This window comes from Bradyrhizobium arachidis, from assembly GCF_024758505.1.
GTDB classification, from domain to species: Bacteria; Pseudomonadota; Alphaproteobacteria; order Rhizobiales; family Xanthobacteraceae; genus Bradyrhizobium; species Bradyrhizobium manausense_C.
This window is the reverse complement of sequence record NZ_CP077970.1, coordinates 8429790-8456148: the sequence shown is the minus strand read 5'-3', so window position 1 is coordinate 8456148 and position 26359 is coordinate 8429790. Positions and strand designations below refer to the sequence as shown.

At 60.8% G+C, this 26359-nt stretch carries 23 protein-coding genes, 1 tRNA gene and 1 pseudogene; 12 read left to right on the top strand and 13 right to left on the bottom strand.

Translation table 11 applies throughout. The features are described from left to right. Positions 1-10: 10 nt before the first annotated feature. On the bottom strand, positions 11-241 hold the full coding sequence (locus KUF59_RS39270) for a hypothetical protein (protein WP_258767966.1): 231 nt from the start codon (positions 239-241) through the stop codon (positions 11-13). Between the two features lie 29 nt (positions 242-270). Next, positions 271-497 (bottom strand): annotated as a pseudogene (locus KUF59_RS39265) (hypothetical protein); the annotation flags it as partial. 93 nt (positions 498-590) lie between these two features. Here KUF59_RS39265 and KUF59_RS39260 point away from each other — a divergent pair. Continuing rightward, positions 591-1403, top strand: coding sequence for a response regulator transcription factor (locus KUF59_RS39260; RefSeq protein ID WP_309500894.1), 813 nt, complete (start codon positions 591-593; stop codon positions 1401-1403). Positions 1404-1915: 512 nt separating this feature from the next. After that, complete coding sequence (locus KUF59_RS39255; RefSeq protein WP_258767965.1) at positions 1916-2293, top strand: hypothetical protein; 378 nt, start codon at positions 1916-1918, stop codon at positions 2291-2293. Positions 2294-2461: 168 nt separating this feature from the next. On the opposite strand, the gene KUF59_RS39250 is transcribed toward KUF59_RS39255, so the two are convergent. Both KUF59_RS39250 and KUF59_RS39245 read right to left on the bottom strand, forming a co-directional pair. Next, positions 2462-2845 carry a universal stress protein gene (locus KUF59_RS39250; RefSeq protein ID WP_258767964.1) on the bottom strand — a complete coding sequence of 128 codons (384 nt, stop codon included), beginning with the start codon at positions 2843-2845 and terminating at the stop codon, positions 2462-2464. Between the two features lie 662 nt (positions 2846-3507). Continuing rightward, entirely contained in the window at positions 3508-6888 is a 3381-nt protein-coding gene (locus tag KUF59_RS39245; RefSeq protein ID WP_258767963.1) for a PAS domain-containing sensor histidine kinase, read from the bottom strand. Between the two features lie 307 nt (positions 6889-7195). Between KUF59_RS39245 and KUF59_RS39240 the strand changes: the two genes are divergently transcribed. From KUF59_RS39240 to KUF59_RS39215, 6 genes are all read left to right on the top strand, one after another. Further along, on the top strand, positions 7196-7579 hold the full coding sequence (locus tag KUF59_RS39240; RefSeq protein WP_212458503.1) for a phasin family protein: 384 nt from the start codon (positions 7196-7198) through the stop codon (positions 7577-7579). A gap of 430 nt (positions 7580-8009) precedes the next feature. Beyond that, on the top strand, positions 8010-8444 hold the full coding sequence (locus tag KUF59_RS39235) for a phasin (protein ID WP_212458504.1): 435 nt from the start codon (positions 8010-8012) through the stop codon (positions 8442-8444). Between the two features lie 253 nt (positions 8445-8697). Further along, a tRNA-His gene (locus tag KUF59_RS39230) sits at positions 8698-8774 on the top strand. 230 nt (positions 8775-9004) lie between these two features. Further along, positions 9005-10765: a hypothetical protein gene (locus KUF59_RS39225; protein WP_258767959.1), complete on the top strand. Its 1761-nt coding sequence runs from the start codon at positions 9005-9007 to the stop codon at positions 10763-10765. Positions 10766-10775: 10 nt separating this feature from the next. After that, positions 10776-11201: a hypothetical protein gene (locus tag KUF59_RS39220; RefSeq protein ID WP_258767958.1), complete on the top strand. Its 426-nt coding sequence runs from the start codon at positions 10776-10778 to the stop codon at positions 11199-11201. Between the two features lie 158 nt (positions 11202-11359). Beyond that, the gene (locus KUF59_RS39215; RefSeq protein WP_258767957.1) at positions 11360-11677 is read left to right on the top strand and encodes a hypothetical protein; all 318 of its coding nucleotides are present in this window, start codon (positions 11360-11362) and stop codon (positions 11675-11677) included. Positions 11678-11894: 217 nt separating this feature from the next. Here the strand turns inward: KUF59_RS39215 and KUF59_RS39210 are convergent, their stop codons facing one another. From KUF59_RS39210 to KUF59_RS39170, 9 genes are all read right to left on the bottom strand, one after another. Continuing rightward, positions 11895-12854, bottom strand: coding sequence for a hypothetical protein (locus KUF59_RS39210; RefSeq protein ID WP_258767956.1), 960 nt, complete (start codon positions 12852-12854; stop codon positions 11895-11897). Further along, positions 12787-13104: a hypothetical protein gene (locus tag KUF59_RS39205; protein ID WP_258767955.1), complete on the bottom strand. Its 318-nt coding sequence runs from the start codon at positions 13102-13104 to the stop codon at positions 12787-12789. Before KUF59_RS39205 ends, KUF59_RS39210 begins: the two co-directional genes overlap by 68 nt. Beyond that, positions 13101-14471 carry a hypothetical protein gene (locus KUF59_RS39200; RefSeq protein ID WP_258767954.1) on the bottom strand — a complete coding sequence of 457 codons (1371 nt, stop codon included), beginning with the start codon at positions 14469-14471 and terminating at the stop codon, positions 13101-13103. Before KUF59_RS39200 ends, KUF59_RS39205 begins: the two co-directional genes overlap by 4 nt. Positions 14472-14661: 190 nt before the next feature. After that, positions 14662-15114, bottom strand: a complete 453-nt coding sequence (locus KUF59_RS39195; RefSeq protein WP_258767953.1) for a hypothetical protein — start codon at positions 15112-15114, stop codon at positions 14662-14664. 290 nt (positions 15115-15404) lie between these two features. Next, complete coding sequence (locus KUF59_RS39190; RefSeq protein ID WP_258767952.1) at positions 15405-15812, bottom strand: hypothetical protein; 408 nt, start codon at positions 15810-15812, stop codon at positions 15405-15407. Between the two features lie 230 nt (positions 15813-16042). Next, entirely contained in the window at positions 16043-16519 is a 477-nt protein-coding gene (locus KUF59_RS39185; RefSeq protein WP_258767951.1) for a TIR domain-containing protein, read from the bottom strand. Positions 16520-16521: 2 nt separating this feature from the next. Continuing rightward, positions 16522-17958 (bottom strand): SIR2 family protein, encoded by a 1437-nt coding sequence (locus KUF59_RS39180; protein WP_258767950.1) that lies wholly within the window; start codon positions 17956-17958, stop codon positions 16522-16524. Positions 17959-18143: 185 nt separating this feature from the next. Next, positions 18144-19058: a hypothetical protein gene (locus tag KUF59_RS39175; protein ID WP_258767948.1), complete on the bottom strand. Its 915-nt coding sequence runs from the start codon at positions 19056-19058 to the stop codon at positions 18144-18146. Positions 19059-19705: 647 nt separating this feature from the next. Next, the gene (locus tag KUF59_RS39170; protein WP_258767946.1) at positions 19706-21019 is read right to left on the bottom strand and encodes a tyrosine-type recombinase/integrase; all 1314 of its coding nucleotides are present in this window, start codon (positions 21017-21019) and stop codon (positions 19706-19708) included. Positions 21020-21441: 422 nt separating this feature from the next. Between KUF59_RS39170 and KUF59_RS39165 the strand changes: the two genes are divergently transcribed. From KUF59_RS39165 to KUF59_RS39150, 4 genes are all read left to right on the top strand, one after another. Then, entirely contained in the window at positions 21442-22443 is a 1002-nt protein-coding gene (locus KUF59_RS39165) for a LacI family DNA-binding transcriptional regulator (protein ID WP_212458505.1), read from the top strand. Continuing rightward, entirely contained in the window at positions 22440-24005 is a 1566-nt protein-coding gene (locus KUF59_RS39160) for a sugar ABC transporter ATP-binding protein (RefSeq protein ID WP_258767945.1), read from the top strand. The genes KUF59_RS39165 and KUF59_RS39160 overlap by 4 nt, the downstream gene beginning before the upstream one ends. Then, entirely contained in the window at positions 23998-25050 is a 1053-nt protein-coding gene (locus KUF59_RS39155) for an ABC transporter permease (protein ID WP_258767944.1), read from the top strand. The genes KUF59_RS39160 and KUF59_RS39155 overlap by 8 nt, the downstream gene beginning before the upstream one ends. A gap of 141 nt (positions 25051-25191) precedes the next feature. Then, on the top strand, positions 25192-26175 hold the full coding sequence (locus KUF59_RS39150; RefSeq protein ID WP_258767942.1) for a substrate-binding domain-containing protein: 984 nt from the start codon (positions 25192-25194) through the stop codon (positions 26173-26175). Positions 26176-26359 lie beyond the last annotated feature (184 nt).

Here is a 26359-nt window from a genome sequence, read left to right as displayed (position 1 = left end):
TTGATCTGGATCATGCCGTTCCGCATCCGGGACCGGGTCGTCGGTCGCGCCCATCGATACGCGCCGCAATTTGCCATCTGGCATTGCCCGGCTCGAACGCGCCGCTCGGATCGTCGCGGACGAAAAGATGCCGCCATGACGGTCGCCTGCCGACATCGCGATAGAAGGCGGGGAAGAACCGCCAGCGCGCACATCCGCGCGTGTGCTTGGATCGCGAGCCATCGGTGAATTCGAGCGACATGCGACCGCCTGTTCTCCTCACTCGCGGCATCAAGCTCTCGTAAGGCCATTCGCCGCGAGACCGGAGTGCCAGCGTAGGAGCGCCGAACGCCCCGGCCTGAGTGCATCGTCAGGCAGCGGTCTTTGCAGCGCCTTGGCCTCGTCCCACGGCGCACGCATCCAGACCTCGCGCTCCTCGTCGGTGGTCAGGATCACGGGCATGGCCTTCGGATGGATCGCTCGACCACCGCGTTCGGCGCGGTCGTCAGGAAGCCGTAGGCCTGGCAGACGGCGACGCCTTTTTGCCCCGTCCACGGTTCGGATCGAATTCATCGATGGCGTCGTGCCATTTGGTCGACTGTTGTGTCGCTATGGTCACACCTCCGCTTTCGATGCTGCCCGCCGCGTTGAATTTAATTGCCCTTCGGCAATCCGAAATCGATAGTTGGCTGCAAGAGCGACGCGACTGGTCAATGTTGCCGGGCGAGAAGGCGCTGCACGAACAACAAGAAGAGCAAGCACAGCTACTTTTCGTCTGGGAGAAAGATTTGCCCGACATCGTCTATGTCGTGGATGACAACGCGTCGTTCCGAAAAGCCATCCAACTCACTTTAGATAAGACCGGGTACCGGGTCGTCACTTGTGCATCGGCTGAGCAACTGCTGGACCAGCGGCCAGATGAAAATGCCGTGGGTTGTATTCTTCTGGACGTTCGGATGCCCGGATTGAGCGGCCCAGAGCTTCAAAGCCGTTTGACCGAACTCGGCTGGACGATGCCCATCGTGTTTCTGACGGGCTATACGGACATCAGCATCACAGTGAAGGCGATCAAGGCGGGGGCAGACAACTTCCTTATCAAGCCTGTAAGCGAGGATCAGCTGCTGAGAGCAATCAAAGTGGCGATTGCGCGGCACGAGAAAGAGCGCGCGCTAAGAGGCGAATTGGAGGCGCTTCGGGCCCGACTAGCGATCCTGACCCCGCGCCAGCGACAGGTCTTTGAGGTCATTGTACGGGGCAAGACAAACAAGCATGCCGCGCGCGAACTTGGCTGCACCGAACGAACGATCAAGGAGCATCGACGCGTGATCATGGAAAAGATGCAGGTGCAATCGGTGGCTGAACTGGTCAGGATTGCCGAGCGGCTCGAGGTGCTCGGTCCGGAGCCTACGCCGCGCGACGACTAGGCAACGCGGCGTCCACGCCCTTTGCCCCCGCGACGGGCCCGGATTGAATTCGTCATGTTCGTCCTTTGCGTCTCCCAAACGCTGACGCGATACGCGCGAACTGGCGGGGACGGAAAAAATGACGCCCCCCCCGCAATCGGGCTCAAGTTACTTTGGGGCCCGTGGCGGATGCCGGGTAAGCGCGACCGCGCCACTTCGGTATATTTGCAGTTTTCGTTTTTCGATTTTCCTTTGCACCGCCATGGCTATTAGCCCAAGGCAGTGAACTCGCTTCCGCTTTAGAGGCATAGCGGACCATGCCCAGACCTCCCGCTGGCTCGACAAGGTCGAGAACGAGAAATATCGGACACATTTAGTCGTTCACGTAGATGAACGGGCGTTTGAAATAGGTCAGGCGTTTGATCTAGGTCAAGAGCGCGAAGCTCCCGCGCGCGAGGCTTCGGACGGACCCCGCGGCTCGGTGTGATGTGCGGGTGTCCGCGGCTTTCCTCTCTCGAAGAAGGAGAACGCTGATGTTGCATCGAATTCTCATCGCTTCGGCAGCCGCAGCCATGCTGCTGGTTACCTTCACTCCCGATGACGCGTTCGCCCGCGGCGGCCGCGGCGGCGGCGTGCGCGCTGGAGGCTTCCACGGCGGCGCTGTTGCAGCTCGAGGCTACCGCGGCGGCGCGGTCGCCGCCCGGGGATACCGGGGCGGTGCTGTCGCTGTGCGCGGCGGGCGCTATGGCTATCGGGGCGCCTACGCCTATCGCCCCTACGGTGTCGGTGCGGCGGCAGTGGGCGCGGCTGCGGTCGGCGCCGCTGCGGCGGGGGCCTACTACCGCGGCGGCTGCGGTTATGATGCCTATGGCAACTGGGTTTGCCCGGGCGGCGGGTACTATCCGTACTGAGCGGCGCGACCCGTTGGCCTGGTGCTCGAAGCCGATGATAAAGTCATCGTCTTCGCGCACCGCGATCGCAATTTGAGCGCCGCCGCGGATTCACAAAAGCCAAGACCCTCACGGGACATTATCTCCATCTCCCGGCGCGATTATTTGACCATCGAGCGGTCTTCACCTTCACTGACAAACCAGTACGGGGGTTTTCGTGTGCGCCAGCACCTTGTTTGTCACACTGCCAAGCACGATTGCGGACAGTCCGCTATGCCCATGCGATGACATAACGATAAGATCGCAGCCTTTGTCCTTGGCTGCTGCGACGATGGCTTCATGGGGTAGCACGTTCTCCACCTGAATTGTCCCGCAGGAAACACCAGCCTCTTTGGCCGCATTTGCCACACGATCCAATACGCTCGCAAAGTCGCCTGTCACTGCAAGAAGCGGTTCCACAACGTAGATTGCAGAGACCTTGGCTCCAACGAATTTCGCCAACGCCAACCCATGCACCACCCCACGCTCCGCTAGCTTTGATCCGTCTGTCGGAATGAGAATATGCCGGTACATGCTTCACCTCCCGACTGTTTGGACGTATCGCCGCCTTCGGAACGTTAAGTGGCCGCGCGTTTCGGATACAGTCTTGCGATAGATCAATCTATCGGCCCATCGTGCTGCGACCCAATCAGATGTCCACACATGGCTCATTCGCGTCATTTCTCTGCGCTACTCCCCTGCAACCGCCACCACGGATTTTCTCGCAAAATATATTCTCAACAGGTGCGCTCGGGCCGGCCCCCGCGTCTTTCTCTGACCTCCACAGAACCTAAGACACCTCCTCGGGGATCATCCTTCGCCGGTCATCGCCAGCGCTCGCATCGGGTCACGCCGTGCGCATCAAGGGACGGCAAGCGCCATCAGCACGCGCACGACGACGGCAGGCAGCGACAGTGCGACGGCATGGCGGTGCACTGTCCGAACGGGCAATGGCCCATGGACCAGTGGCCCATGGCAGCCGCGAGGATCACACTCGCCGCACCGTCCCTCCCACAACCGGCGCGGTGGACACCCGCCCTTGGCACTCAGCCCCTATCCCCAGCCGAGGGCGGGACCGCGCGCATCGCTCGGCGACGGCACGGGCATCACCGCGCAGGCAATATAGTTATGTTTTTTCGATTGATCGGGCTCCCACAAGGGAGAAGGGAAGAGCAGCTTGCGGGGCGAGAGATCTCTCACGCCCTTGCCAGCGCCTGCGAAAACACCACTTCGATCAGCGTGCCGGAATTCGCCGCGCTCTTGATGTGGAATTTTGCGCGGTTGGCTTCGACCAGCGCCTTGGTCAGCGACAGGCTGAGCGCCGAATTGTCTGCGGCGTCCGACGGCGGCGGGGTGCGGAACGGCTCCATTGCGGCGGCCAACTCCCGCTCGCTGAGGCCATGGCCGGTGTCGCGGATGCGCAAGGCGACCTCGCCGCGATCGGTCAGCGCGGTCGAGACGATGACCTGGCCGCCGGCGCTGGCGAGCCGGATCGAGTTGCCGATCAGGTTCATGGCGATCTGCCGCATCGCGCGGGCGTCCGCCGTCACTGATGGCAGCGCATGGGCGAGCGAGGTGCGGATGATGATGCGCTCGCGGTTGGCCTGCGGCTGCATCACCGTGACACAGGCCTCGACGAGATCGTTGAGGTTGAGATTGGCAAAGGAGAGATCGAGCTTGCCGGTCTCGATCCGCGTCAGCTCCAGCAAATCGTCGATGATGGAGATCACGCGCTCGCCGGAGGCGCGGATGTCCTTCATGTATTCGCCGTAGCGTTCGTTGCCGAGCGCGCCGAAGCGTTCGGAGATCATCACTTCGGCAAAGCCGATGATGGCGTTGAGCGGCGTGCGAATCTCGTGGCTGATGCGCGCCAGCATGTCGGCCTTGGCGTTGGCGGCGCGGTCGGTGAGAAGCTGCGCCTCGCGCATCTCGCTCTCGTCCTTCTTGGTCTGGGAGAGATCGCGGAACACGGCGAAGAAGTTGGGACCATCAGGCCGGGTGCGGCCCATGATCATGGCGAGCGGAATGAGCCCGCCCTTGCTCTCGCGGCCCAGCACCTCGCGGCCATAGTCGAGCAGGCTCGCGATGTCGTGGCCTTTGAGGCTGTCGAGATAGTCGGCGACCACGCGCTGGCTTTCCGGCGCGAACAGCGTGGTGAGGTTCTGCTGCAAGAGTTGCTCGCCGTTATAGCCGAACAGCGCCTCCGCGCTGCGGTTGCAGGCGTGGATGTTGCCCTCGGCATCGAACATGATGATGCCTTCGGCGGTGGTGTCGAGGATCGCGGCGAGATCCTCCGCATTGGCCTGGCCGGCTTCGGCTTCGTGGTCAGGCTCAGTCTCTTCGACCTCTTCGATCTCGTCCGCCGGCGCGATCTCGGCTTCAGCAGGTGCTGCCTGGGGCAGGCCGCAGATCAGCGCATGCGCGGATTCACCGTCCCAGAAAATGGTGTGCAGATGCGCCTCGGTGGCGCCATCGGCCGGCGCATCATCAGTTTCCTGGCTGGCCGAAACCGTCACCGGCGTGCCGGCCTCCGACGTGCTGCTCGCGGACGAGACGCCGGGCGCGACATAGAGCGCATCGAGCCCGCCGGCGTCTTCCAGCGCGTGCAGGCTCGCAAAACCCATGCGCGCGAGGAAAGCGGGGTTGGCGTAGAGCAGACGGTCGAGGCGGTAGATCAAGATGCCTGACGGCAACAGGTCGAGCAGCGTGCGGTCGCGCGCGCTGTCGCCGCGCGGCGCAGGTTTTGGCTCGGTCAGCCATTCCGCCAACGCCTGCGGCGGCTCGGGCGTGTGTGGGGCGGGCGGCTCGGCGGCGGCCTGCGCCACCTGCTGCGGTTCGGTCGGTGCGAGGAGGATGTCCTGCTCGCGCTCCAGGCGCTCGGACAATTGCCGGGCGAGCTCGTTGAAGGCGCTGTTCTCGACGGGGGTGAGCGCCGGCGCCTTGGTTTCGCCTAATGGGCGGAACGGCACGACATTGGGAGGCGTTTCCACGGCTTGATCCAAATCGGTTTGTTGTGAATTCGCTTGGACTGTTTGTTCTGATAGTTCGGCTTCGACGGGTTGTTCGGGCAGTTGAGCGACGGCTTCGGGAATGTCGGACTCGGCTGGCGGAGGCTGTGGCACGACATCGCCCTCTGCGATGTCGGTGGGCTCCACGATCTCGGCCGGCTCCATGATGTCGGCGGGACGGTGCGTGACCGGCGACTCCTTCAACAGCTCAAAGCGCCGGAGCGCATCGAGCCTGTTGAGGCCGTCGAAATCGCGGCACACGCCAAAACCCCTGAAGCCCGCAAAATTGCACGCGCGGTCGTAGACCGGCAGGCCCGCGAGCTCGACCTTCAGCGGCTCGCCGCCGTCGACCGGCCATTTCACGATGACGCCGGCAAAAGTGTCGCGGGTGGCGAGCGCTTTTGCGACGCGCCCCGCGGGATCGAGCCCGAGGACGTCTGCAATCTCCGGCCAGGGACGGCCAAACCCGGCCGCGCTGTGCGCGCCCATCAGGCGGATGAACTCGTCCGAGCCGAGCACGAAGCGGCCTTCGGCGTCCATCTGCCACAGGAAGCGCAAGGGGTGGCTGCGCGGCGTCGCCGGCTGCTCCGCGGCTGGTGGCGACTCGTCCATGCGCTCAGTGATCGGCTCGACTTGGGGCGGCACAATGGCCTCAGCGGAGTCTTCAACAGGCGTTTGCAGCGCTGCGGCTTCGACCGGCGCCGGCTCCGGCAAGGCCTGTTCGGCTGGCGGTGACATGTCCAGCGGCTCGGCAAAGGCGTCGAACAGCGCGAATTCGGACGGCGCCTCGTTCGACAGCGCCGGCTGCTCATAGTCCGGCACCGCAGGCGCTGCGGGCGTGTCCTGCACGGGTTGAGCCGGCTGCGCCTCGGCGGCCTCGGTCACGCTCTCCGGCGCGACAGGCTGCGGCTCGGGCGCGGTCTGCGGCTCGACCATGGCGATGAGTCCGATATCGGCACCTAGGCCGACGCGTTGCAGGACGACATGAGCGTTGCCGATGGGCATCTCGACGCGTCCCCGTGTCAGCGCATCGCTGCGCGCATGCTCGAGGCCGGCCTCTTCGAGATTGCGGCAGGCGCGCAAGGGACGCGCGGCCTCGCTGGCGCCGATGAACAATCCGTCGGTCGCGAACGCCGCCATCGGCGTAACAGCGCCTTCGACCAGCCGTTGCAGGCGTTCGTTGAGCGGCATGGATCGTGCCGGCGCATCCATGGCCGTGACCAGCACGCCCTGGCTGCCGTCGGAAAATTGCAGCCGCAGGCAGGCGCAGGTCATGAGCACGCCGAGCGAGGCGCCAAAACCGCGCAGCCGCTCCATGCGCACCGCGGCGCCCGCCCGCAGCTCGCGCGCGAGGCGTGCGACCTGGCGACGATGCGGATCGGCGGGTCCGAATTTTTTGGTGGCGAGCTGGCTGCTGTTATCAGCGCCAAACAGTTTTGCGCCGACCGGATTGGCCCACAGCACGCGCGTGCCGTCGAGCGACCACAGCCATGCCGGCAAGGGGGAGGTCGCATGCACGGCCAGCCGCGGATCGCTCACACTGCGCAACTGGAAATCCGAACTACTCATCCAACCGGGCTTGCTCTCAGTGTCTCGCGACGTCTGGGGTTCCGGCTGCCGAATGACAGCCTTAAGAAAGGGTTAGTATCGCCCGCACGTGGGAACAGGTCCACGCCGCCGGCGGCCATAAGCCGCGATAACCTTAATTCGGATGAACCCGCAAGCCGCTCCCGCGTTGCGACTGTGCATGGGGACTGCGGAAAAATACGGGGTTGGCGGCATTGCCCCGTCACACCGGCTAAGCCTTCACTCGCTAGCCTGACGGTGCTGATCAGCGAAGACGGCCTCGCGCCGCAAATGCAACAGGAGTGACAGCATGACCCAACAGGCACATGATCGTTTCGAGATTCCCCAGGAGATGCGATCCATGGCGGAATCCGGCTTCAAACAGGCGCGCGAAGCCTTCGAAAAATGGCTCAGCACGGCCCAGGCGGCGGCCGGTTCGATGGAGGAGCGCGGCGAGGCCATGCGCGCCGGCGCCAAGGATCTCGGCGCCAGGGCGTTTCGCAATGCCGAGACCAACGTGCAGGCCTCGCTCGACTACGCGGAGTCTCTGGTGCACGCCAAGGACGTGTCCGAGGTGATGCGGCTGCACAGCGCCTATGTGCAGGCCCAGATGCGCGCGCTCGGCGAGCAGGCGAGCGAGATCGGCCAGGCCGTCGGCCGCGCCGCGATGGACGCGACCAAGGTCAAGCACTGAGGCCTGAGACCCATCCCTTCGTCATGGCCGGGCAGAAGCGCGAAGCGCGTCTTCGCGCTAGACGTCCCGGCCATCCACGTTCTTCGTGCCGCGAGAAAGTTCGTGGATGCCCGGGACATAGGCGAGCGGAAGCGACGCCGTCCTTCGGACGGCTAAGCCCGGGCATGACGGTGGGAGTGCCCTTCGCGGCTCGAAGCCCGCTTCAACCCCCAGTTCCCCACCCCAGGAACTTCGCCTTTCGCGGGACAGCAATGCGGCACTGCACCTCAGATTGCATTGCAATGCACAATGTTGACATGATATGCGTGTCTAATGCGGAGCGCGAGCGAGCCATCTCGTTTTTGCGTTTCAGTTCAACGTTCCCGCCAGCCCGGCCGGCGGGCGCGCCAGACGGCTCACTCGATCTTCAACAAAACCAGGGACAACTGCCATGACAGGTGCGACAGATCCATTCTCCGCCTCGATCATTCCGTTCGAGGTGCCGGAGCAGATGCGTGCGTTCGCCGAAAAGGGCGTTTCGCAGGCGCGCGAGAGCTACGCCAAGTTCAAGGATGCGGCCGAGAGCCAGAACGGCACTATCGAGGCGGTGTTCACCACCGCCAACAAGGGCATCAGCGAGTACACCGCCAAGCTGATGGAATTCGCGAAGGCCAACACCTCCGCGCACCTGGACTTCGCCCAGGAGTTGATCGGCCTCAAGTCGCCGGCCGAGGCGCTGGAGCTGTGGACCTCCCACAGCAAGAAACAGTTCGAGACGCTCCAGGCCCAGGCCAAGGAGCTCCTCGAGATCAGCCAGCGGGTTGCGACCCAGACCGCCGAGCCGATCAAGGCCAGCGCGGCCAAATTCTCCAAGCCCGCCGCCTGATCGATTGGTCCGTTTCGATTGAGAAGCGTTTTCGAGCGAAGTGGGTACCGGTTCGCGTCAAGAAAACGCGTTAATACAAAAATCCACAAACCCGGGCCGCAAGGCCCGGGTTTTTCTTCTGAAGTTCGTGTTTTCGCGTCTGAAACAGGTGCTTTGCGGCCTTGCCAAACAGGGCCGTTGCACCTAGTTTCCGCCCCGTTCAGCCCCCCATGGCACCGGCCTTTTCAGGCCGCCATCGGCGGCTCGCCAGGATGCAGTTGTAGCTCAGTTGGTTAGAGCGCCTGTCTGTGGAACAGGAGGTCGGTGGTTCGAGCCCACCCAACTGTACCAACAAAATCAACTATTTAGCATTGGTCGCGATTTGTTCGATCTGTTTAGGTACCGAATTTAGGTATCAACTGGAACGACGGATCGTTTTGACCATCCACAGGAACAACGCGCATTTCATTGCCTCCGAACAAAGCGCGAACTATCTCTTAGCCAAGATCGTTTTCCCGTAAGGTTGAGTCCAACCGATCAACTGATTCCCTTCCCGCTATTGGCTGCTTGGGCTGGTGCAAATGGATCGTCGCGCGGAACTGCTAGGCCGAGTGCGGGAAGACGCGGAAGCGCTGTCGGCGCTTGCTAATGGCGGCACGAACATTCCGCTCAACGACTATATCGACCGCACCAGTCTCGATGCCCTTTGCGACTCTCTCGCGCTTGACGCGGAGGAGTGGCAGCCCGAAGACCTCGAACGCATCCTCATCATTCGCGACGGCCTTTACGATCTCCGAAACAAGCTTCGTGACATTGACGAGGATGCCGCTCATTCCGTCGATCAGATACTCGGTGCCGGAGACAGGCTATACGCTGATCTGGAGCGCGCGTTCCGAGAACTTAAGAGGGAAGAGCTTGAGGCTGCGCAGGCCCACATTGTCGCCTTGCATCGTACCCCTCATATTGCCAGTTCGGCCGTGCCGCAGACCCTTGATGCGATGAGCAAGAGCGCCGGCGAGGTCATCACGCAGGCGCATAGCTCATTGCGCCATCTCGATCTCAATCTCCTAAAGATCAATCGCTCTAATCCAAACTTCGAAGTGCTCAAGAGCGTTAAACTGTCCGTTCAACGGCTTAGCGCGAGCGTCTTCGCGATAAAGCTCTCGGCGGAACAAAAGGTCATCTATCAGGGCGTCTTCAAGATGCTTAGCGACAGTGCTGATAGAGTCGTCGGTGAGCTTCGTCAGTTGGTGCAGAAAATCCAATCAAGCTATGAAAAGGCCGCAAGCCTGGTCGGTGACTTGAGCAAACTGGCGGATCAAGGGACTCGTTTTTCGCGTCTCGTTGCGGACTTTCTCAACACGGCATTTCTCGATCTGGATCGAAAAGTCGAGATTGTCGTGCAGCTCAAGCTGCAAACCTATCATAACGGCGAGCCTATTTTGTCTGCGGCGCCGCAAGGTAGCATCGTTCTGCTGATCGGAAAGAATGGTAGTGCTTGGGTCGCCGATCCTCGAACTGGAACGATCAAGCCGCGTTTTCGAGTCAACGACCGCGCCGTGTTCGCCGCGAAGACCTTTGAGAACGAATTTGGAGAGAAGGTCTTGGCCCTCGGCACAGACGACGGTTTGGTCGTCTCGATAGGCGAGGATGGGCGGGACGAGAGATATCGAAGTCACGTGCGCGAGCGCATTATCTCAATAGTGTCGCCGCCATGGGGAACGAAGGGATCGCGCGGAACGATTGTCTCCGGTGCTCGTGACGGAATTGTTCGACGATGGACTTTGGCTGAAGATCGACTTTCGCAAATGAGCGATGAGTCGTACGAGCAGATCGGTCGCCGTTTGCAATGCATGATCGTCAACGGCGGTGAAGTAATCGCAGCCAGCCAGAGAGAACTAATCTTCCTCGATCAGAGCATGCGAACGCTTCGTACGGTGCAGGTCCCTAACGAGGTTACAAGCATGGACGTGGTCAATAGGGAAACGCTGGTCGTTTGCGGCGAGGGGCACATCAGTCACGTCAATCTCACGGGTGGTGCGTTCTCTCGTATGATTACAGCGTCAAATGACGCGACTTACTGCTGTGTATCTGCCCGCGACAATGACTCGTTTTATTTCGGCACCACCACGGGGCGCGTTGGAGTAATGCAGCTTTCCTCAGGTATAGAACTCGGGAGCACCAATGTCGGTTTTCCATTGATTGGCATAGTGGTCTTCGGCACCAAGCTCGTTGCGTACGGTGGCGACTGGAATAAAACAGGTCGTCAAGGAAGGTCTGCCGCTATTCTCAACATCGAGACTAAGGTCCAGCCGGTCCAAACCTCTGCAACCGGCGTATGAGTTCTCATAGATGACCGAGCCAGATGAGTGGTCCAAAAAGCAAACTGAGCCACTTGGAATATTTGATTTAGCGAACAAGTGGGCTGAAGCCCTTAAGGTTCTCGGGGCGGGAAACGGCGCGGGAGTGGTCGCGGCTGGTGTCGCCTTGAGCAGCTTCTCGAAAAGCCCGCCGATGTTGCCTCTCATCAAACTTGGCGGCGTATGTTTCTTTCTCGGCGTCATGACCTTTGCGATCGCGTTTGCATTGATACAACTTTCAATCTTCTCCTATGACGAGATGCTCCACGCAATTCGCGACAAATCTCCCGAGTTGGCCAATACAAACAAGACAACGTCCTCTGCAGCGATGGTAGCGGCCAACTGGCTGGCGGTTGTCTCCGCGTTGGCCTTCTTTGCGGGGCTTGTTTTTGGATTGATTGCATTTCTAAAAGGCTAAGCCGGGTCTCCTTGACTCCAAATCGACTTGCTGAGATGCTTTCAGCGGCCAAACTCCAGACGACTGGTGTTGAACTGCCTCGTGCCACTGCGAGGATGTGGTCCCGTCCCCCAAAATGGCGAGGAGGACCTATGACCAGGCCCAGAATTCGATATTTCATGCAAGACGATACCGACTGCGCGATGGTCGGATACCAGCAGGCCTATGATAGCGGCAAGGGTTTCGCTGTCGAACAACGTTGGTACAAACTCATCAAGAGAGCCGCTGAGGGTGATCTCGTAGCCGTTGAAAAGGCGTTGAGATCACGCCGGCTCGATCAGCATGACAAATCGGTCCGAGAGATGCGCGCATCTGGTCATTTGAACCGTATCAATCTCGCTCGAACACGCGAACCCTGCGCCTTTCCGAGTATTCGGAGGACGGAATATCAAAATTGGCTTGAGGTTCAGAAAGAGATCGAGCGCGTCAACGCCTAAAGATACCCGCCGTCACCCCGACAGGTTGGGACCAGGGGATCGGGGTGACGACGGTCGCCTGCCACGCCAAGGAGAATTCGTTTCGGCCGCAGGCTGTGGGGGTTCTTCTATGAAGCGTGGACACTCCCCACTTGTCCACGTCCGGCCGCGAACGGCACACACGCAGGCCGGAACCACTCCCCTCCGCGGAAGCGGCGACCTCCACGGAGGGAAACTGTCATGCTGCGTTCGCCTTGCTGCGATTTAGGACGAGGCCGAGGATCGCCTTCGGGTCCGCGGTGACACGACGCGCGATGATGTGTCCCTGCTCCTCTGCGGCGGAAATCAGGCTCTCTTCCTCGACCTCCAGTTCATAGAGGCTGCCCTTGATCTCCCTGAGCCGCTGCGACTTCTCCTCCGCAGATAGGGCGAGGACAGGTTTCGGCATCTGGTCGATGATCTCATTAATCTTTTTGGCAAAACGTTCCGGGTAGAGCCACGCCATGATCGCGGCAACGTCGGTGATGGGAATAGGCGCATTCTCGACGTAGACATCGAAGCGGACGGTGAACTGATCGTGGTTCGCGGTGACGTAGGGGCGCGCAAGCCGACTGCGCTGTGTTATCCAGTCCCTTGCCTTCTCTCGTATCTCCTCGATCGGTAGTCCCGCCTGCTGGACGCGCAATCGCTCGGAGACGAGACCCGCGATCTCGCGGCGGACACGTTCAACAGCCGTGCTATAATTCTCGCCCGGCTTGAGCTTCACTTTTGTCCGCTTTGCATCCTCGACGACGACGTTTGCGGGGAGGCTTTCGAGATATCGTCTGATTGCGGCGTTCACGTCGGCGCATTCTCGATACCGATCCGCGTGGTTCGATTGCTTCCGCCGTAACAGCGTAATCTCCTCGCGAATGGCATCGGAAGATGGGCCGTCCGGGTTGTTCACGAGAAGTCGTTCGAGTTCTCCGACGCGGCGTATCGTCGAGGAGATGAGGGCCTGTGCCTGATGGGCCGCATCATCGAGGTGCAGGAGTTTCGCTTGAACTCCCTTTGGTAGCTTCGATCCGTCTGACATTCGTGCCGTTCTCCTGATGATGTCCGCGGCGTCGTAACGCCGCAGACAGGTTGGTTTAACCCCTCCAGGCGTCTCGAAGGCTCTGATCCCGCAGAGCGAGAGCTTCGTCGCGTGACTGGGCAATGGGTGGAGAGGCGTCGCGGCCTACGGGCTGACGCCACGCATTCGACAACGCGGCATTTCGCGTGTCGCGCATCTGCTGCAACTGCTCGCGGGTCGGAGGCTGCGCCGTATCCGTCATGAACAGGCCGGGTCTCGGCACGCCGTCCATAACGCGCATCTTGACGACCAAATGGTCGCCGTCGAGCAGGATGCCGTTTGCGCGTTGCACGCGTTGGCCGTTCTTGTCGACGACATGGGTATCGTTCATCATCGTAATCCCTTCATGGTGAGTAGGTGGCTTAGTCTCTGAGCGCTCGGGCTCTGTTCCGGTCGGAAATCCGCGCTAGGTTCTCCGACCCATGAAAGATCGGCGACGTAGCGATATTTGCGGACGCCCATGGACGTGAGGACGCCCGCGACCGCGTTCGCTACGTCGTCATGCCCGTTAGGTGCGTGATCGATGGAGTCCTTGCCTGATCGTGCTGTGCGGCGCTCAAGCCCAACGAGCTGGGTCGTGAGCCTTGAGTTGTCGAGAAGGTCGCACTTCTTCGACATCATCAGGGGAAGAAATTCCCCGTAGATTTGCGACTTGGGCTTGGCGCTCGGTTCGTAGGTGATGCGATGTTCGAGGAATTGCTCGCGCGGCCATTCGCCCGCGAACCGATCGCCGATGACTTTCGACACGCGGTATGCCTTGAGTAGGGTCGCGAACTGCTCTGTAATCGCCTTCGGTGAAAAGGGCGGTTTCGCCTCCCTGATCACGTCGAGGATGCAAGTGCCGTTTTCGACGTGACCGATTGCGAGGGTGTACGAGTCCTGTCCGGAGCCGCCCGCGGCGTCTGCAAAGGCGTGATATCGATACTGGGAAAGGTAAGGCCGTTCCCGCTCGTCGGACGTGACGGCTTCAACGGCTTCCCGCGCGACGAAGCTGGAAATGTCGGAGCGGAACTGAGCCCCATACTCCGCGGACGCGGAGGTCGGATCATCGGCAAAAGCTTGCGCAATGAAATCCGGATCAATCGAGGGGTTCATTACCTCGGTGGGCGCCTGCCAACACAGCACGCGCTTGTCGTTCTTGCTGTGGTACTGCTTGTGCATCGAATAGAGGACACCCTTGCGGGCGTACGGCGAGGATGCGAGCAGCAACATCGAGTTCGGGATCGTCGCCATGCCGGGTCTGATCGCGTCGATGACCTCCTTGTCGGGGTTCGCGCCCTCGTCCGACCAGAACGCGATCTCATCGCAGAGGGCCGCGACAACGGTCCGGCCCCGGACCTGTTTGAACGAGGCCGGTACGATCTCGATTGCGATGGAGTTGGACAGTTCGAGACCGTATTGTGTATCGCGAGCGATCATCCGCGCGAGCATCGGTACCTTCTTGAAGAAGGCGCGGACGTATCGGAGGATAACTTTCGCTTGGGTCTTGTCGGCTGCAAGTACCTGGACGACGCCAAGCTCGCCCGCATCCAAATACGGTCGATAATCGTGAAAACACGCAAGCCAGACTGCAATCAATGCGAGGATGCGCGACTTGCCTCCGCGTCGTCCAATGACGAGCACCAATTCCCGCATCTGTTGCGAGGGTGGGTCATTCCGACCCGTGCACTTGCGATAGATCGCAAGCTCCTCCTCGGACATGTCCAATCCAAATGCCGATGCGAGGAATGCACGCCACGCAAGCCAAGACTCGGGATCAGGGAAGAATTTCGCAAACAATCGAGGGTCTGCGATTGCATCGAGGAGTGTGAGGTGGGCCGGTTTCGGTTTCGAGGGTGTGGTGGGGGTCTCGGCTGCATCTGAGAGTCTGATGCGTTTGAGACCCATCGCATCAATCCCCGTCTAACCGTTCTCGACGTGAACGACGGCTGCCGCCATTCTGCGCATAGGTGAGGGGGTCTAGATCGTCCTCATCGTCATCGCGGTCGGGCTTTGCATCGAGCAAACCGATCTTGCGCATCAAGCGGGATTGAGTGTTGGAGAGGCGTTGATATTCAAGCCGCTCGTCCAAGGTCGTTTCACCAGTCTTGACGTAGGCGGCTTCGCAGTCTTCGAGGACGCATTGCAGGAGCGCGATGCGACGGATCAGATTACGCGTCGCTTCCGATATCTTCTCGTCGCCCCCGCAGTCTTCCACGTATCGGAGGACGAGATCGGAGAAACGGCGCCCTCTGGGAGAGTCCGTTGTGGAGATGCGTTCCGCAAACAATCGACGGCCGGATGTGACGGCCGATAGATTGCGTTTGCGTTTTGGCTTCGCGTTTTGTCTTAGGGTCCCGTGCATCGAACTTGCATCTCGTCTGCGAATACATCGCTCTATTTTCTGTTCGGATGATACCCATGGGGCTACCCAAGACTAGACCCGGGCATGCGGCGTTGAATTTCTTGCGGAAAATCCCGGTAATTTCGAGTTCTGACCACCTGTTTCATAATCAGGTGGTCCGAAATCCGCGGCGATCAAATATGCGAGCGACAAAATAGATCGCGAGATGAGTGCGCAGCTGTGTGCACTTTTGGGATGATCTTGGGATGTATTCGATCCCTCGCGACCGCGATTTCACACCGGGAAACAGACTAGGTGCCTTGCCTGTTCTTCCGCAGGTCTTTGGCGTGCGTCTTTCGATATCTGTCCAGCCGTTCCCTATCTAGGAGCCCTTCCTCGATCATGAGCTTGACGATCTGGAGGGTCTCATTGCGCAGAGCACTACAGAGGACAGCAGAGGAGGGGAAGTTCGCGCGTTTCAATTCGTCATACACGTCCCCGAATGCCTCATGCCTGAGTGTGAGACGCTGAACGCGTGCACGCAGTCCCCTCGGGGAGATATCCATCGTCTCCCTTTTCGTCGTCTCCTCCTTTGCGGGCTTTGGCCTCCCCAGGTACGGTTTGGATCGGTGTTTCTTCTCGAGTGTGAGTCGTTCCCGCTGACGCCTGCGTTTGAAGCCCGGGCCTGCGGATGAATAGTCGTTGTTCTGGTCGAGCATGGGGATGTCCCTCGGTCTGATTGTCGAGGGACGGGGATCGTAGCACTTACTGCCCTGCTGTCACGCCTCGGGCCCCGATCCGTCCTGTCCTCCCATGCGGCGCTAGGATCTCGGTTCTCGCGCAGGGGAGCGGTTCTGGGTGGTGTTACGTCTCCGGGACGTATCTTCCTGCGTCCCGGCGAAAACACGCGATCTGGAGCGGGTGCAGCGATCGCGAAGAGCGCGCAGAGCTATCGGCCAACTGCTCTTGCTGCGGTTTCGATCCAACTAGCGATATTGTTGTAGCCATCATCGCGAACCCAATCGTAAGTGCGATAGATTGAGGTGAACGGCTTTCCCTCGACGTTCCAGTGCTCAAGGGGATTTCGACCTTGCCTATCGGTGCCGTTGATCGGATCGCGGAGATTGTGAATGTCTATCGCAATGATGCCCATTCCAAGCTGGTAGCTGCGCTTGATCTCGTGCTGTACCCACGGGCGGTTGTAGGTCTCCGCTCCATAAAGAACAGCGGTGACTGAGCACCCCTTCAACTGATCTTCAATCCACTTTTCGATGCCACCAGCGCGTCGCTTTGCTTCCTCAAAATCGGCGCCATCGAAGAAGGGTTGAGACTCTCCACGCTGACGCACGACCCATGAGTTCCTAACTTGTTGGATCCTGCGAACGTCTCGGTCGTAGTGAAAGCTAAAGAAGACTCGGCGTGCCACGATCAACCCTTTCCCTGCAGTTTACGGACAAGTTCGACAATCGGAGCTACAAGCGACTTGAGATCGTCAGTATGCTTGCTGAGAGCCTCTAAGCGAGCGCGGCCGTCGGTATCGTACTCAGGCAAATGTTTGTCGGGGTCAGCTAGGGCCTGCTGCGCTAGTGCGCTAGCCGCCGATCCCGTGGCGCCAACAGGAAGTACGGGGAGCCCTTCCTCTCGGGCGATTTCGAATTCCCGCTGAAGACCATCCGAATTTATCGGCTTGCCTGCACTCTCCTTGTTGCCGAACAAAAACAAGGCAATCCCCGCTTGGGATAGAATTTCGCGCCGATATTCGTCCCAGAGCGCCGGAAGTGAGCTTGCGTCACCAGTCTGCGGGAACGGACGCAGTACGAGAGTGTCGTCAATCTTCAGCTTCGTCCGCATGATCTCCCGTAGAGCACCCGTGAACACCGCATCGCCAATTCCCGCGCCCAAGCCGGTCGCAATCCGGGTCCCGTCCGCAATGAGCGCGCGACCAAGCTCTTCGGCAAACTCGCTTACGGCAGCTTGGCCCCAAGGATCGAAATTAAAGGCACTCGCGCCAATGAATACGGTGCGACGACGGTATCGATTAACGAGTGCTGTCAACACTTCGGTTATCTCGCTATACTCGTCGACGAGCAAAACCTTGATATTGAAGCGCTTCAAATCCTCAATGACGTGCTTCTGTCTTGCAAGGTGATGCGCAAAATGCTCATCAGACTCTCCGGTCATCCTAGACCGAGTCCGAAAGATCGCAAAATGCTGGCGCTGATCGATTGAAAAGTAATAGCGGACCTGCGTGAGAACGTGGTCGAGATTGGGGTCAGTAAAGCTAAAGCCGAGGAATAGAAACGTCCTCTTGACGAGATCACCTGCTAACGCCGTGATGAAGGGCGCCCTCTTCTTGGGGTATTCTTCATAATTGTCCTTCGTGATGATGGCTTCGTTCGGTCGCTCGATGTCGCCGTGCATTTTGTAGACTGTTACATCGCGGTGCGGCCGCGTTGTCGACATCTGCGGTACCGAGCTTTTCACGTCTACGACCCGACCAGCTTCGTGAAGGCTATTCTCAATTAACTTGTCGTAGTTCGTCGTCCAGAACGTTGTAATGGGAAGTTGCACAAGAAGCCGGTGATTAGCGGTCGGCTTTACATCCTTAGAGAGCGCGTCGAGAAGAGCCTTGTTGAGCTTGTGCCTGTTTTGCGCGTTTGCGTTCACATGGAATTGGGCAACGGCTACGAGGTCGGTTTCGAGATCGATATCGAGGTCAAGGTCTTTAGACAGGGGCCGGAGCAACGCGCGCCAGTCTACAAATCCAGCCGGGACCGATAGGCCCGCGCCCGCGAATACCGCTGCGTTGCCCTCAATTAACTCGGCCAGATAATCGTCTACAAATCTCTGGAGATGAGGCTTCATGGAATGAAGGAGACAATCTAAGGAGTGGGAAAAGCGAACACTCCACCCGCGCCCCTACGTCGTCAAGGTTGCGCTTAGGTATCTCAACACTTATCCAGTGCAGTACCGGGCTTGAGAGGCCTACTCTTATTAGCAAGACATTCGACATTTACATCGCCTATCCCGTTGCGCCGATTGAGAATTCCCTATTTGTCGCGTTTCCGTCGAGGAAGGAGCGCAGTGTTGTCGATAGCAGTCAAACTGCGACTGACAGGGATTTTGAGTTTCCGTGCATCATCAATCATTTTCTGCACCGTCCCTTTGACGCGCCATAGGGTCTGACCGATCCGAGCATCGGTATGGTACTCAAATCCGGATCGGGTCTTGTAGATGCGCGGTCTTTTGGGAGTGTGCTTCCTCTTCCTTCTCGCGGAGTTGGAATAGATGCGGCCTAGACGCGGGAAGTCTCCTATCTTCCTCAGCAGCAGCCGAGATTTCCAGAATGCATGATGGTCGAATTCGATTAGGTCTCTCATGCCTCGGATTTCGATGCGAGAAAGAGCACGGATGCCACAGACCCTGAATTCGAGATGCAGGCAGTAGAGTTCACCGGTCATTTTCGCGAACTCTGGACGATACATCACGAAATTCGTAGGTGCCCATCTGCGGTCTGTGTATCGGGTGCCCTTGAAATATCTGATCTCTCCTCGATGGTTCTTCTTCACGAGGTACCGGTCGAGATAGTCGCAGGTCTCGTCGCGATGTTCTTCGCTCTCGAAGATAAGGTCGAGTGTGATTTCGAGCATGTTGAGATAGAGCCCCGGGACGGTGCTCAGGAATTTGAGCAAGGCAAGGCTTGGTTGCCTTGTCTCGATGCGCTGGATCAGTCGAGGATCGAAACGTGCGCGACGCTTTCCTTCCTCGCGGTCGAGGTCCGTGCCGCCAGGTCCGCATTCTTGACGGATAAAATTCTTCTCTTCCTTACTGAACGGCTTCTCGATCCAGAACGCTATCTTGTCGATGTACCGATACATCGCGCTCGGAATACTTCCTTTGAACGGGGCAGCGGGTGTAGATCGCGGAGGCTGGTCCGCGCGCGACGGGCGTCGTAAGATCAACATTGACGATCTTCCTCACGGGTGATTGTTGCTCATTGAAGGAATGACGAAATCGCCCACGCCTGCGCCAACAGGTGTGGGCTTCGTTTTCGATTTAGATCGAGACGCGCTTTGCGTATTTCTCGACTAGCGCTTCTAGATCGGTCACGCGGAAATAGAGCTTCCCGTTGCGTTGAGGTCGCGAGCTTGCGTTTAGGAAGATCGGCTTGACCTCGCCAGCTTTCATAAGCCTGCGAAGATGAGAGACGGAAATGCCGCCTAACATTGCGCGGGCTTGATCTCGCGAAACCAGCAGTTGGTCGCGAGGGGTTTCGTTGTTTGAGAAAGATGCCGAGTTACTGAAGTCAACGTTGACTACGTCTGACATGGCGGAGCCCAATAGCTATCGCAGCCTGCCATTCGACAAGGTCGCGAAAGAAATGGGATTGCGAAGCTGTCACAATCGAGGGCCTGGCTCCGCCGCCATTGGCCGCCACCGCTCGTGCGGTTCCGATCAGATTGTCCTTCAGAGAAAGACGTCCTGTCAACGCCTGATGACGCCCGATGAACGTCCCGCTAGGAACGGGTGTGGGGTGCGCACTGCGCGTCCCCCTACAATCCCTCCCGGATCGCTCAGAAACGCACGCAGCGCGCCCTGAGCGCGTCCGCACTCACGCGCGGCGCGTCCGTCGGATCGGGACAACGTTGTCGGATGACGTAGTTCTTGGCACTGCGGGCGGCGTCCCTCCCCGATCTGGGGACGATCCGACGATCTCCGCGATATGCATTGCGAGACGGGAGAGAGCGTCCGCACGCTTCTCCTCGAACTTCGAACGGATATAGGTGCGTTTGACGCCGGGCAACGCATGTCCGATCACGACCTCGCCCGTCTGCATGTCCACGCCGATGTCTTCTAGGCGCGTGCGAGCGGTTCGCCGGAGATCGTGCAGGGTCCATCGCGGGATCGGACGCGGCAACAGTTCCAAGAGTTCGTTTTTCCGCTGGGAGAAGCTGTTAAACGGTTTGTGCTCTCCCTTGTCCTCTACGCCGAACACGTACGGGTTGCCCTTGATGCGGGGCAGTCCGCTCAGGATTTTGAGCGCGAGGGGAGGCAATCGTAGGATTTGACCCGTCCCCTTGGCGTCGTCGCCTTCGTCGCGGATGTACCAGGTGCCATCGACGATCTCGGACCATGTGGCCGTCGCGAGACATTGGCGACGCTGACCTGTCAGGAGGAGAAGACGAACGAGGCCTCCGTAAAGGCCGCCCATCTGTTCCGCGGCCCGCCAGACCATTCGGAGCTCGTGATCGTCGAGAACGCGTTCCCGTCCTCCGCCGCGTCGCTTCTTCTTGCCTCGGCGCTTGGGCCGATATCGAAGGGGGGACTCGTATCCGTCGATAACTTCCTCGTCTTCAACCCAGAACATGATTGAGCGGATCAGGGCGAAGATGATGTCGGCTTGCCGCTCCCCGTTCTCCGTCCTCATTGTGCGCCGCAGTAGGCCTGCGTCTGTCTTCTTGAGGTCGACGAAGACTTTCTTGCCGAGGGCGGGGATGACGTATCGCCGGTAGCAGCGCTTCGTCTCGTCGGCGGTCCTGAAGTTGATCACAACCTCAGATATGTATTTTTCGATCACTTGGGCGAATGTCGCCGTCAACCACCAAACCTGATCCTCGGTCATCCCGTCCGTCGAGATCGATGGCGCTGGCTTGAAGGATTTGGCGGCCCGCCTCGCTGCTTCGACGTTGAACGTCTCGGGATGCCAACGACCGAGCTTGAACGTGCGGGTCTTACCATTCTCCTTGTGGCGGACGCGGAAGGTCTTCGCTCCTCCATAGGATATGCGCAGGATCAATTCCGGACGCACAGTATCGAACCAATCTTCCTGGGGGAGGGTGAGCTTATGTCGTGCGATCCACGTGTCGCTCAGACGCTGCTTCCTGTTCTCCTTGGGTCTTTTCCCCTGTCTTGTCCCGTCGCTCACAACGCATCCCCTGACATCGATTTAGGTGCCGTTTGGGTGGCGATCGGACAATTTCGATCGCGTCCCCGATGGACCTAAAAGATATCAGTTGAAGCCTCCAGAGACCATATAACTATATGAAAAGGTTGATATATTCGTCATTGACGATCCCGATGGTTCTCAATGAATTCCGTTGGAATTACCGGGGGTGCGTCTGTGGAACAGGAGGTCGGTGGTTCGAGCCCACCCAACTGTACCAACAAAATCAATGACTGAGGCTCGCTTAACGCGGCCGGATTGCGCCAGAAACAACGGGCGAGGCAGCCAACGAGCCATCGCCTGAAGTTTCACAAAATGCTAGAAAAACGATTGCGCAAACGTTTTCGCGTGCCATAATCCCGCAAAATTTGGATTGCCTAGCAAATCCAGGCACGGGAGGGGACGTGGCGACCATCGCCGATGTAGCCCGCAAAGCGGGCGTTTCGGTCTCGACCGTTTCGCATGTCGTGAACGGCACGCGGCGGGTTGCGCCGGACACGGCGCGTGCCGTGGAAGCGGCGATCGCCGCCTTGAGCTTCCGTCCCAACATGATGGCGCGCAGCCTGAAGGCCGCTTCGACCCGCTCGGTCGGCATCGCCATCTCCTCGATTTCCAATCCCTATTTCAGCGACATCATCTGTGCGATCGAAACCGAGTGTGCGCGCCTCGGCATGATGGTGTTTCTGTCCGACACCGAGGATGACCCGCGCCGTGAGCTCGACGTGGTCATGGCGCTGCATCAGCGGCGCGTCGACGGCATCATTCTCGCGCCCAGCCCCGATCCCGGGCGTCGCGCGCTCGCTTATCTCAGCGACGTCGGGCTGCCCTGCGTGCTGGTGGATCGCATGCCCGATCCTGCCTTCGATCAGGTCGGCATCAACAACCGCGAGGCGATGCGCAATCTCGTCGAGCGGGTCGCCGCGCTCGGTCATCACCGTATCGGCTATGTCGGCGGCAATCCCGGATTCGAGACCACGCTCGAGCGCATCGCCGGCTATCGCGAGGGCCTCGCCGGCGCCGGCGGCGTGATCGACGAACGCCTTCTCGTCACCGGCAGTGCGACCACGAACAGCGCGATGCAGGCGGCAGAGCGCCTGCTCGATCTCGATCAGCCACCCACCGCATTGGTCGGCGGCAACAACCTCGCGACGATCGGCATCATGAAGGCGATCCACAAGCGCGGATTGCGGGTGCCAAAGGATATCTCGATTGTCGGCTTCGACGATTTCGAATGGGCCGATTGCTTCGAGCCGCGCCTGACCCTGGTCGCGCAGCCCTGCGCCGAGATCGGCCGGCGCGCCGCCTTCCTGCTCATGGAGCGGATTGCCGCTCCGCAAGGCGCGCGGCGCACCATTCAGCTCGACGCTCTCATCATCGAGCGCGAATCCTGCGCGAGGCCGAAATGAGCACGGGCTCTCACACGAGCTCCCAAACCCTGGGCTCCGAAGCCCCGCTGCTCGCCATGCGCGGCATCGTCAAGAGCTTTGGCGGCGCGCAGGCCCTGCGCGGCGTCGATTTCGATCTCAGGAGCGGCGAAATCCACGCGCTGCTTGGCGAGAACGGCGCAGGCAAGTCGACCCTGATGAATGTTCTCTCCGGCGTGATCGCGCCGGATCAGGGCGAGATCCGCATCGACGGAGCCGCCGTCCGCTTCACCGATCCACGCACGGCGCAGGCCGCGGGCGTCGCGACGATCTTTCAGGAGCTCGATCTCGTCCCGAGCCTCGATGTGACGGCCAACCTGTTCCTCGGCCGGGAATTGACGCGGGCAGGCGTGCTCGACGGCGGCGCGATGCGCCGCGCGGCGCGGGCGAGGCTCGATGAGATCGGCTTCGATGTGGATGTCGATCAGCCGGTCGGTGAATTGTCGGTCGGTCGGCGGCAGATCGTCGCGATCGCAAAAGCCCTGACCTACGCGTCGCGAATTCTCGTGATGGACGAGCCGACGGCCGCGTTGACCGCCGCGGAGGTGCAGCGGCTGTTTCATGTGATGCGCGAGATCGCAAGGCGCGGTGTCGGCATCGTCTACATCTCGCATCGGCTCGAAGAGGTGCCGCGCGTCGCCGACCGCGTGACTGTCCTGCGCGATGGCAGGATCGCAGGGACGGCGCCGCCGACTGCGCCGCAATCCGATCTCGTGGCGCTGCTCGTCGGACGGCCGCTCGCAGAGCTCTATCCGCGCCGCAGCGGCGCGTTCGGCGGCCGTGTGCTGCATCTGGAGCGGGCCGCCTGGCGCCCGCGCCGGCAGCGGGCCGGCTGGCGGGCGCCGCGCGAGGTCTCGCTCGACGTGCGCGCCGGCGAGGTCGTCGGTCTCGCCGGCATCATGGGCGCGGGACGGACCGAGCTGCTCTCTGCGCTTTATGGCGCGGGCGGTCCCGGTGCCTGGTCGGGCCGCGTCGAGGTCGAGGACCGGCCGGCGCGGCTGACCTCTATCCCGGAGGCGCGCCGCGCCGGCGTCGCCTTTGTCAGCGACGATCGCCGCGGCGCCGGCCTGATGCTGCGCGACAGCGTCGAACGCAACCTCGTCGCCTCGGTGCTGCGGCGCGTGTCGCCGTTCTTCCTGATGTCGCAAGCGCGCCAGGGCAGGCTCGCCCGTCAGGCGATCAAGTCATTCGACGTGCGGCCGCCGCGCCCGGAGCTCGCGGTCGGCGCCCTCTCCGGAGGCAACCAGCAGAAGGTCGCACTCGCCAAGGAGGTGCTTGGCGAGCCGCGCCTGCTTCTGCTCGACGAGCCGACGCGCGGCGTGGATGTCGGCGCGAAGGGCGAGATCTACGCCAGGATCCGCGAGCTCGCCGCGCAGGGCGTCGGCATTCTCGTCGCCTCCAGCGAAATGCCGGAGCTGATCGGCCTCTGCGATCGCATCGTCGTGCTGAGGGGCGGGCGTACGGTTGCCGAGTTTCCCGCCGGCGCCGCGGAGGACGACATCCTTGCGGTCGCCGAATCCAGTGAGGATGACAGCGATGAATGACGCCGCAACGCTCGTGAAGTCCACGGCCGTGCCGGGCGCGCCGGCACGCCGTCTCGATTTCTTCGCCATCGCGGTCCGCTTTCAGAGCGTCATCGGCCTCATCTTCGTTGTGATCGGCGGCATCATCTTCTCGCCGCGGCGGCACGGCTCCATCCTGTTCCTGGCGCCGGACAACATCGCGAACATCGTACGGGCGATTTCCGAGACCGGCATCATCGCCGTCGGCATGACCTTCGTCATCATCACCGCTGGGATCGATCTGTCGGTCGGCGCGCTGCTCAGCCTGTGCAGCGTGCTTACCGCCACGATCATGACGACCTGGGGCTGGGGACTGGTTCCGACCCTGCTGTTCGTGATGACCTGCGGCGCCCTGTTCGGTTGCACGCAAGGTGCGATCTCGACCCGCTTCCGCCTCGAGGCTTTCATCGTGACGCTGGCGGGCCTGCAGGTCGCGCGCGGCATGGCGCTGGTGATCTCCAACAACCAGTACATCAACATCTCCTACGGCAACGGTCCGGGTCTTGCGCCACCGATCTTCTCGGTGCTGGGCGATCGGCTCTTCAACAACACGGTTCCGGTCGCAACCCTGGTGTTTCTCGTCGTCGCGATCGTGGCCACCTTCGTGCTCAACTTCACGCGCTTTGGCCGCTATGTCTTCGCGGTCGGCGGCAACGAGCGCGCGGCACGGCTCTCCGGCGTGCCGGTCACGCTGGTCAAGATTTCGGTCTATGCGATCACGGGTCTGGTGTCGGCCATCGCCGGCATCGTCCACGCCGGCCAGTTCAATTTCGGCAGCGCCAATGACGGCACGGGTTATGAATTGACCGCGATCGCGGCAGTGGTGATCGGCGGCACCAGCCTGTTCGGCGGCGCCGGCTCGATGATCGGCACGATCGCAGGTGCGATCATGCTCGGCGCACTCGCCAACATCCTGCAGCTCAACAACATCAATGCGGCTCTGCAACTGCTCGCGACCGGCGCGATCATCGTCGTGGCCGCGGTTCTTCAATCTCTCGTTCGTCGCCGCGAGGGATTGGGTCGTTGACCCCTGGGGTCGTTGACCCCAATGGCGACGTGAAGTGGCGACGTGAAGACCTGGCGGCGACCTGCCGCCGGGACGGGACCGCTCGTCCGTAGCGGATCGTTCGAGGCAAACAGGCAAGCAGGCAAACAGGGGAGTGACATCATGCGACGTCTATCAAAGTTATGGTCCAATCTGGTGCTGGGCGCCGGCACGGCGACGCTCGTTGCCGGTGCAGCGCAGGCCGCACCGCTGGTCAAGGAGTGCAGCAAGACCGGGGAATTCATCATCGGCTTCTCGCAGGCCAACAATGCCGAGCCCTACCGCCAGCACGTCAACGACCAGCTCACCGCTGCGGCGAAGAAGGTGCCGCAGTTCAAGCTGCAGATCGCCGACGGCGCCGGCAACGTCAACACGCAGACCTCGCAGATGGACAATTTCATCACCCAGAAGGTCGACCTGATCCTGATCTCGCCGTTCGAGGCCGCGCCCCTGACGCCGGTCGTGGCGCGGGCCATGAAGGCGGGCATTCCCGTCATCGAGCTCGACCGCAAGACGGTCGGCGAGGCCGGCAAGGAATATACCGCCTTCATCGGCGGCGATAATTTCAAGATCGCCGAGGAGGCGGGCAAATACGTCGCCGACAAGCTGTTGCCGCAGGGCGGCGAAGTGGCGGTGCTGCAGGGCCTGCCGAGCTCGACGCCCGCCGTCGAACGGCTCAACGGCTTCAAGTCCGGCGTGAAGGACAACCCGAAGGTCCAGGTCGTCGCCGAGCAGGCCGCCGACTGGCTGCCGGACAAGGCGCAGACCGCGTTCGCCGCGATGCTCCAGGCCCATCCCAACATCAAGGCGGTCTATGCCAGCAACGACATGATGGCCGCCGGCGCGCGCCTCGCGGCGAAGGGCGCCGGCAAGCTCGATCAGGTGAAGATCCTCGGGACCGACGGCTTGCCCGGGCCCGCCGGCGGCATCCGCGCGGTCGCGGAAGGCGAGTGGGCGGCAACCTTCACCTATCCGACCGGAGGCCCGGAGGCGATCGATATGGCAAAATCCATCCTGCTCGACTGCGCCGAGAAGGTGTCGACCGTGGTGACCGTGCCGACCACCGCGATCACGCCCGACAACGCCAAGAAGCTGATGCAGAACTGAAGGAGGTTTTCGCACATCGCTAGGTGTGGCGGGCGCGGCCTGACATCGGCCGCGCTCGCTAGGGGCTGGGCCCCTTGGCAATCGGCCTGTTCGGGCCGCGCCCAAAGGCGGCTCGCGCGGAATGCTGTTGTAGGTCAGTTGGTGAAAGCGCCTGTCCGCGGACAGGAGGTCGGTGGTTCGAGCC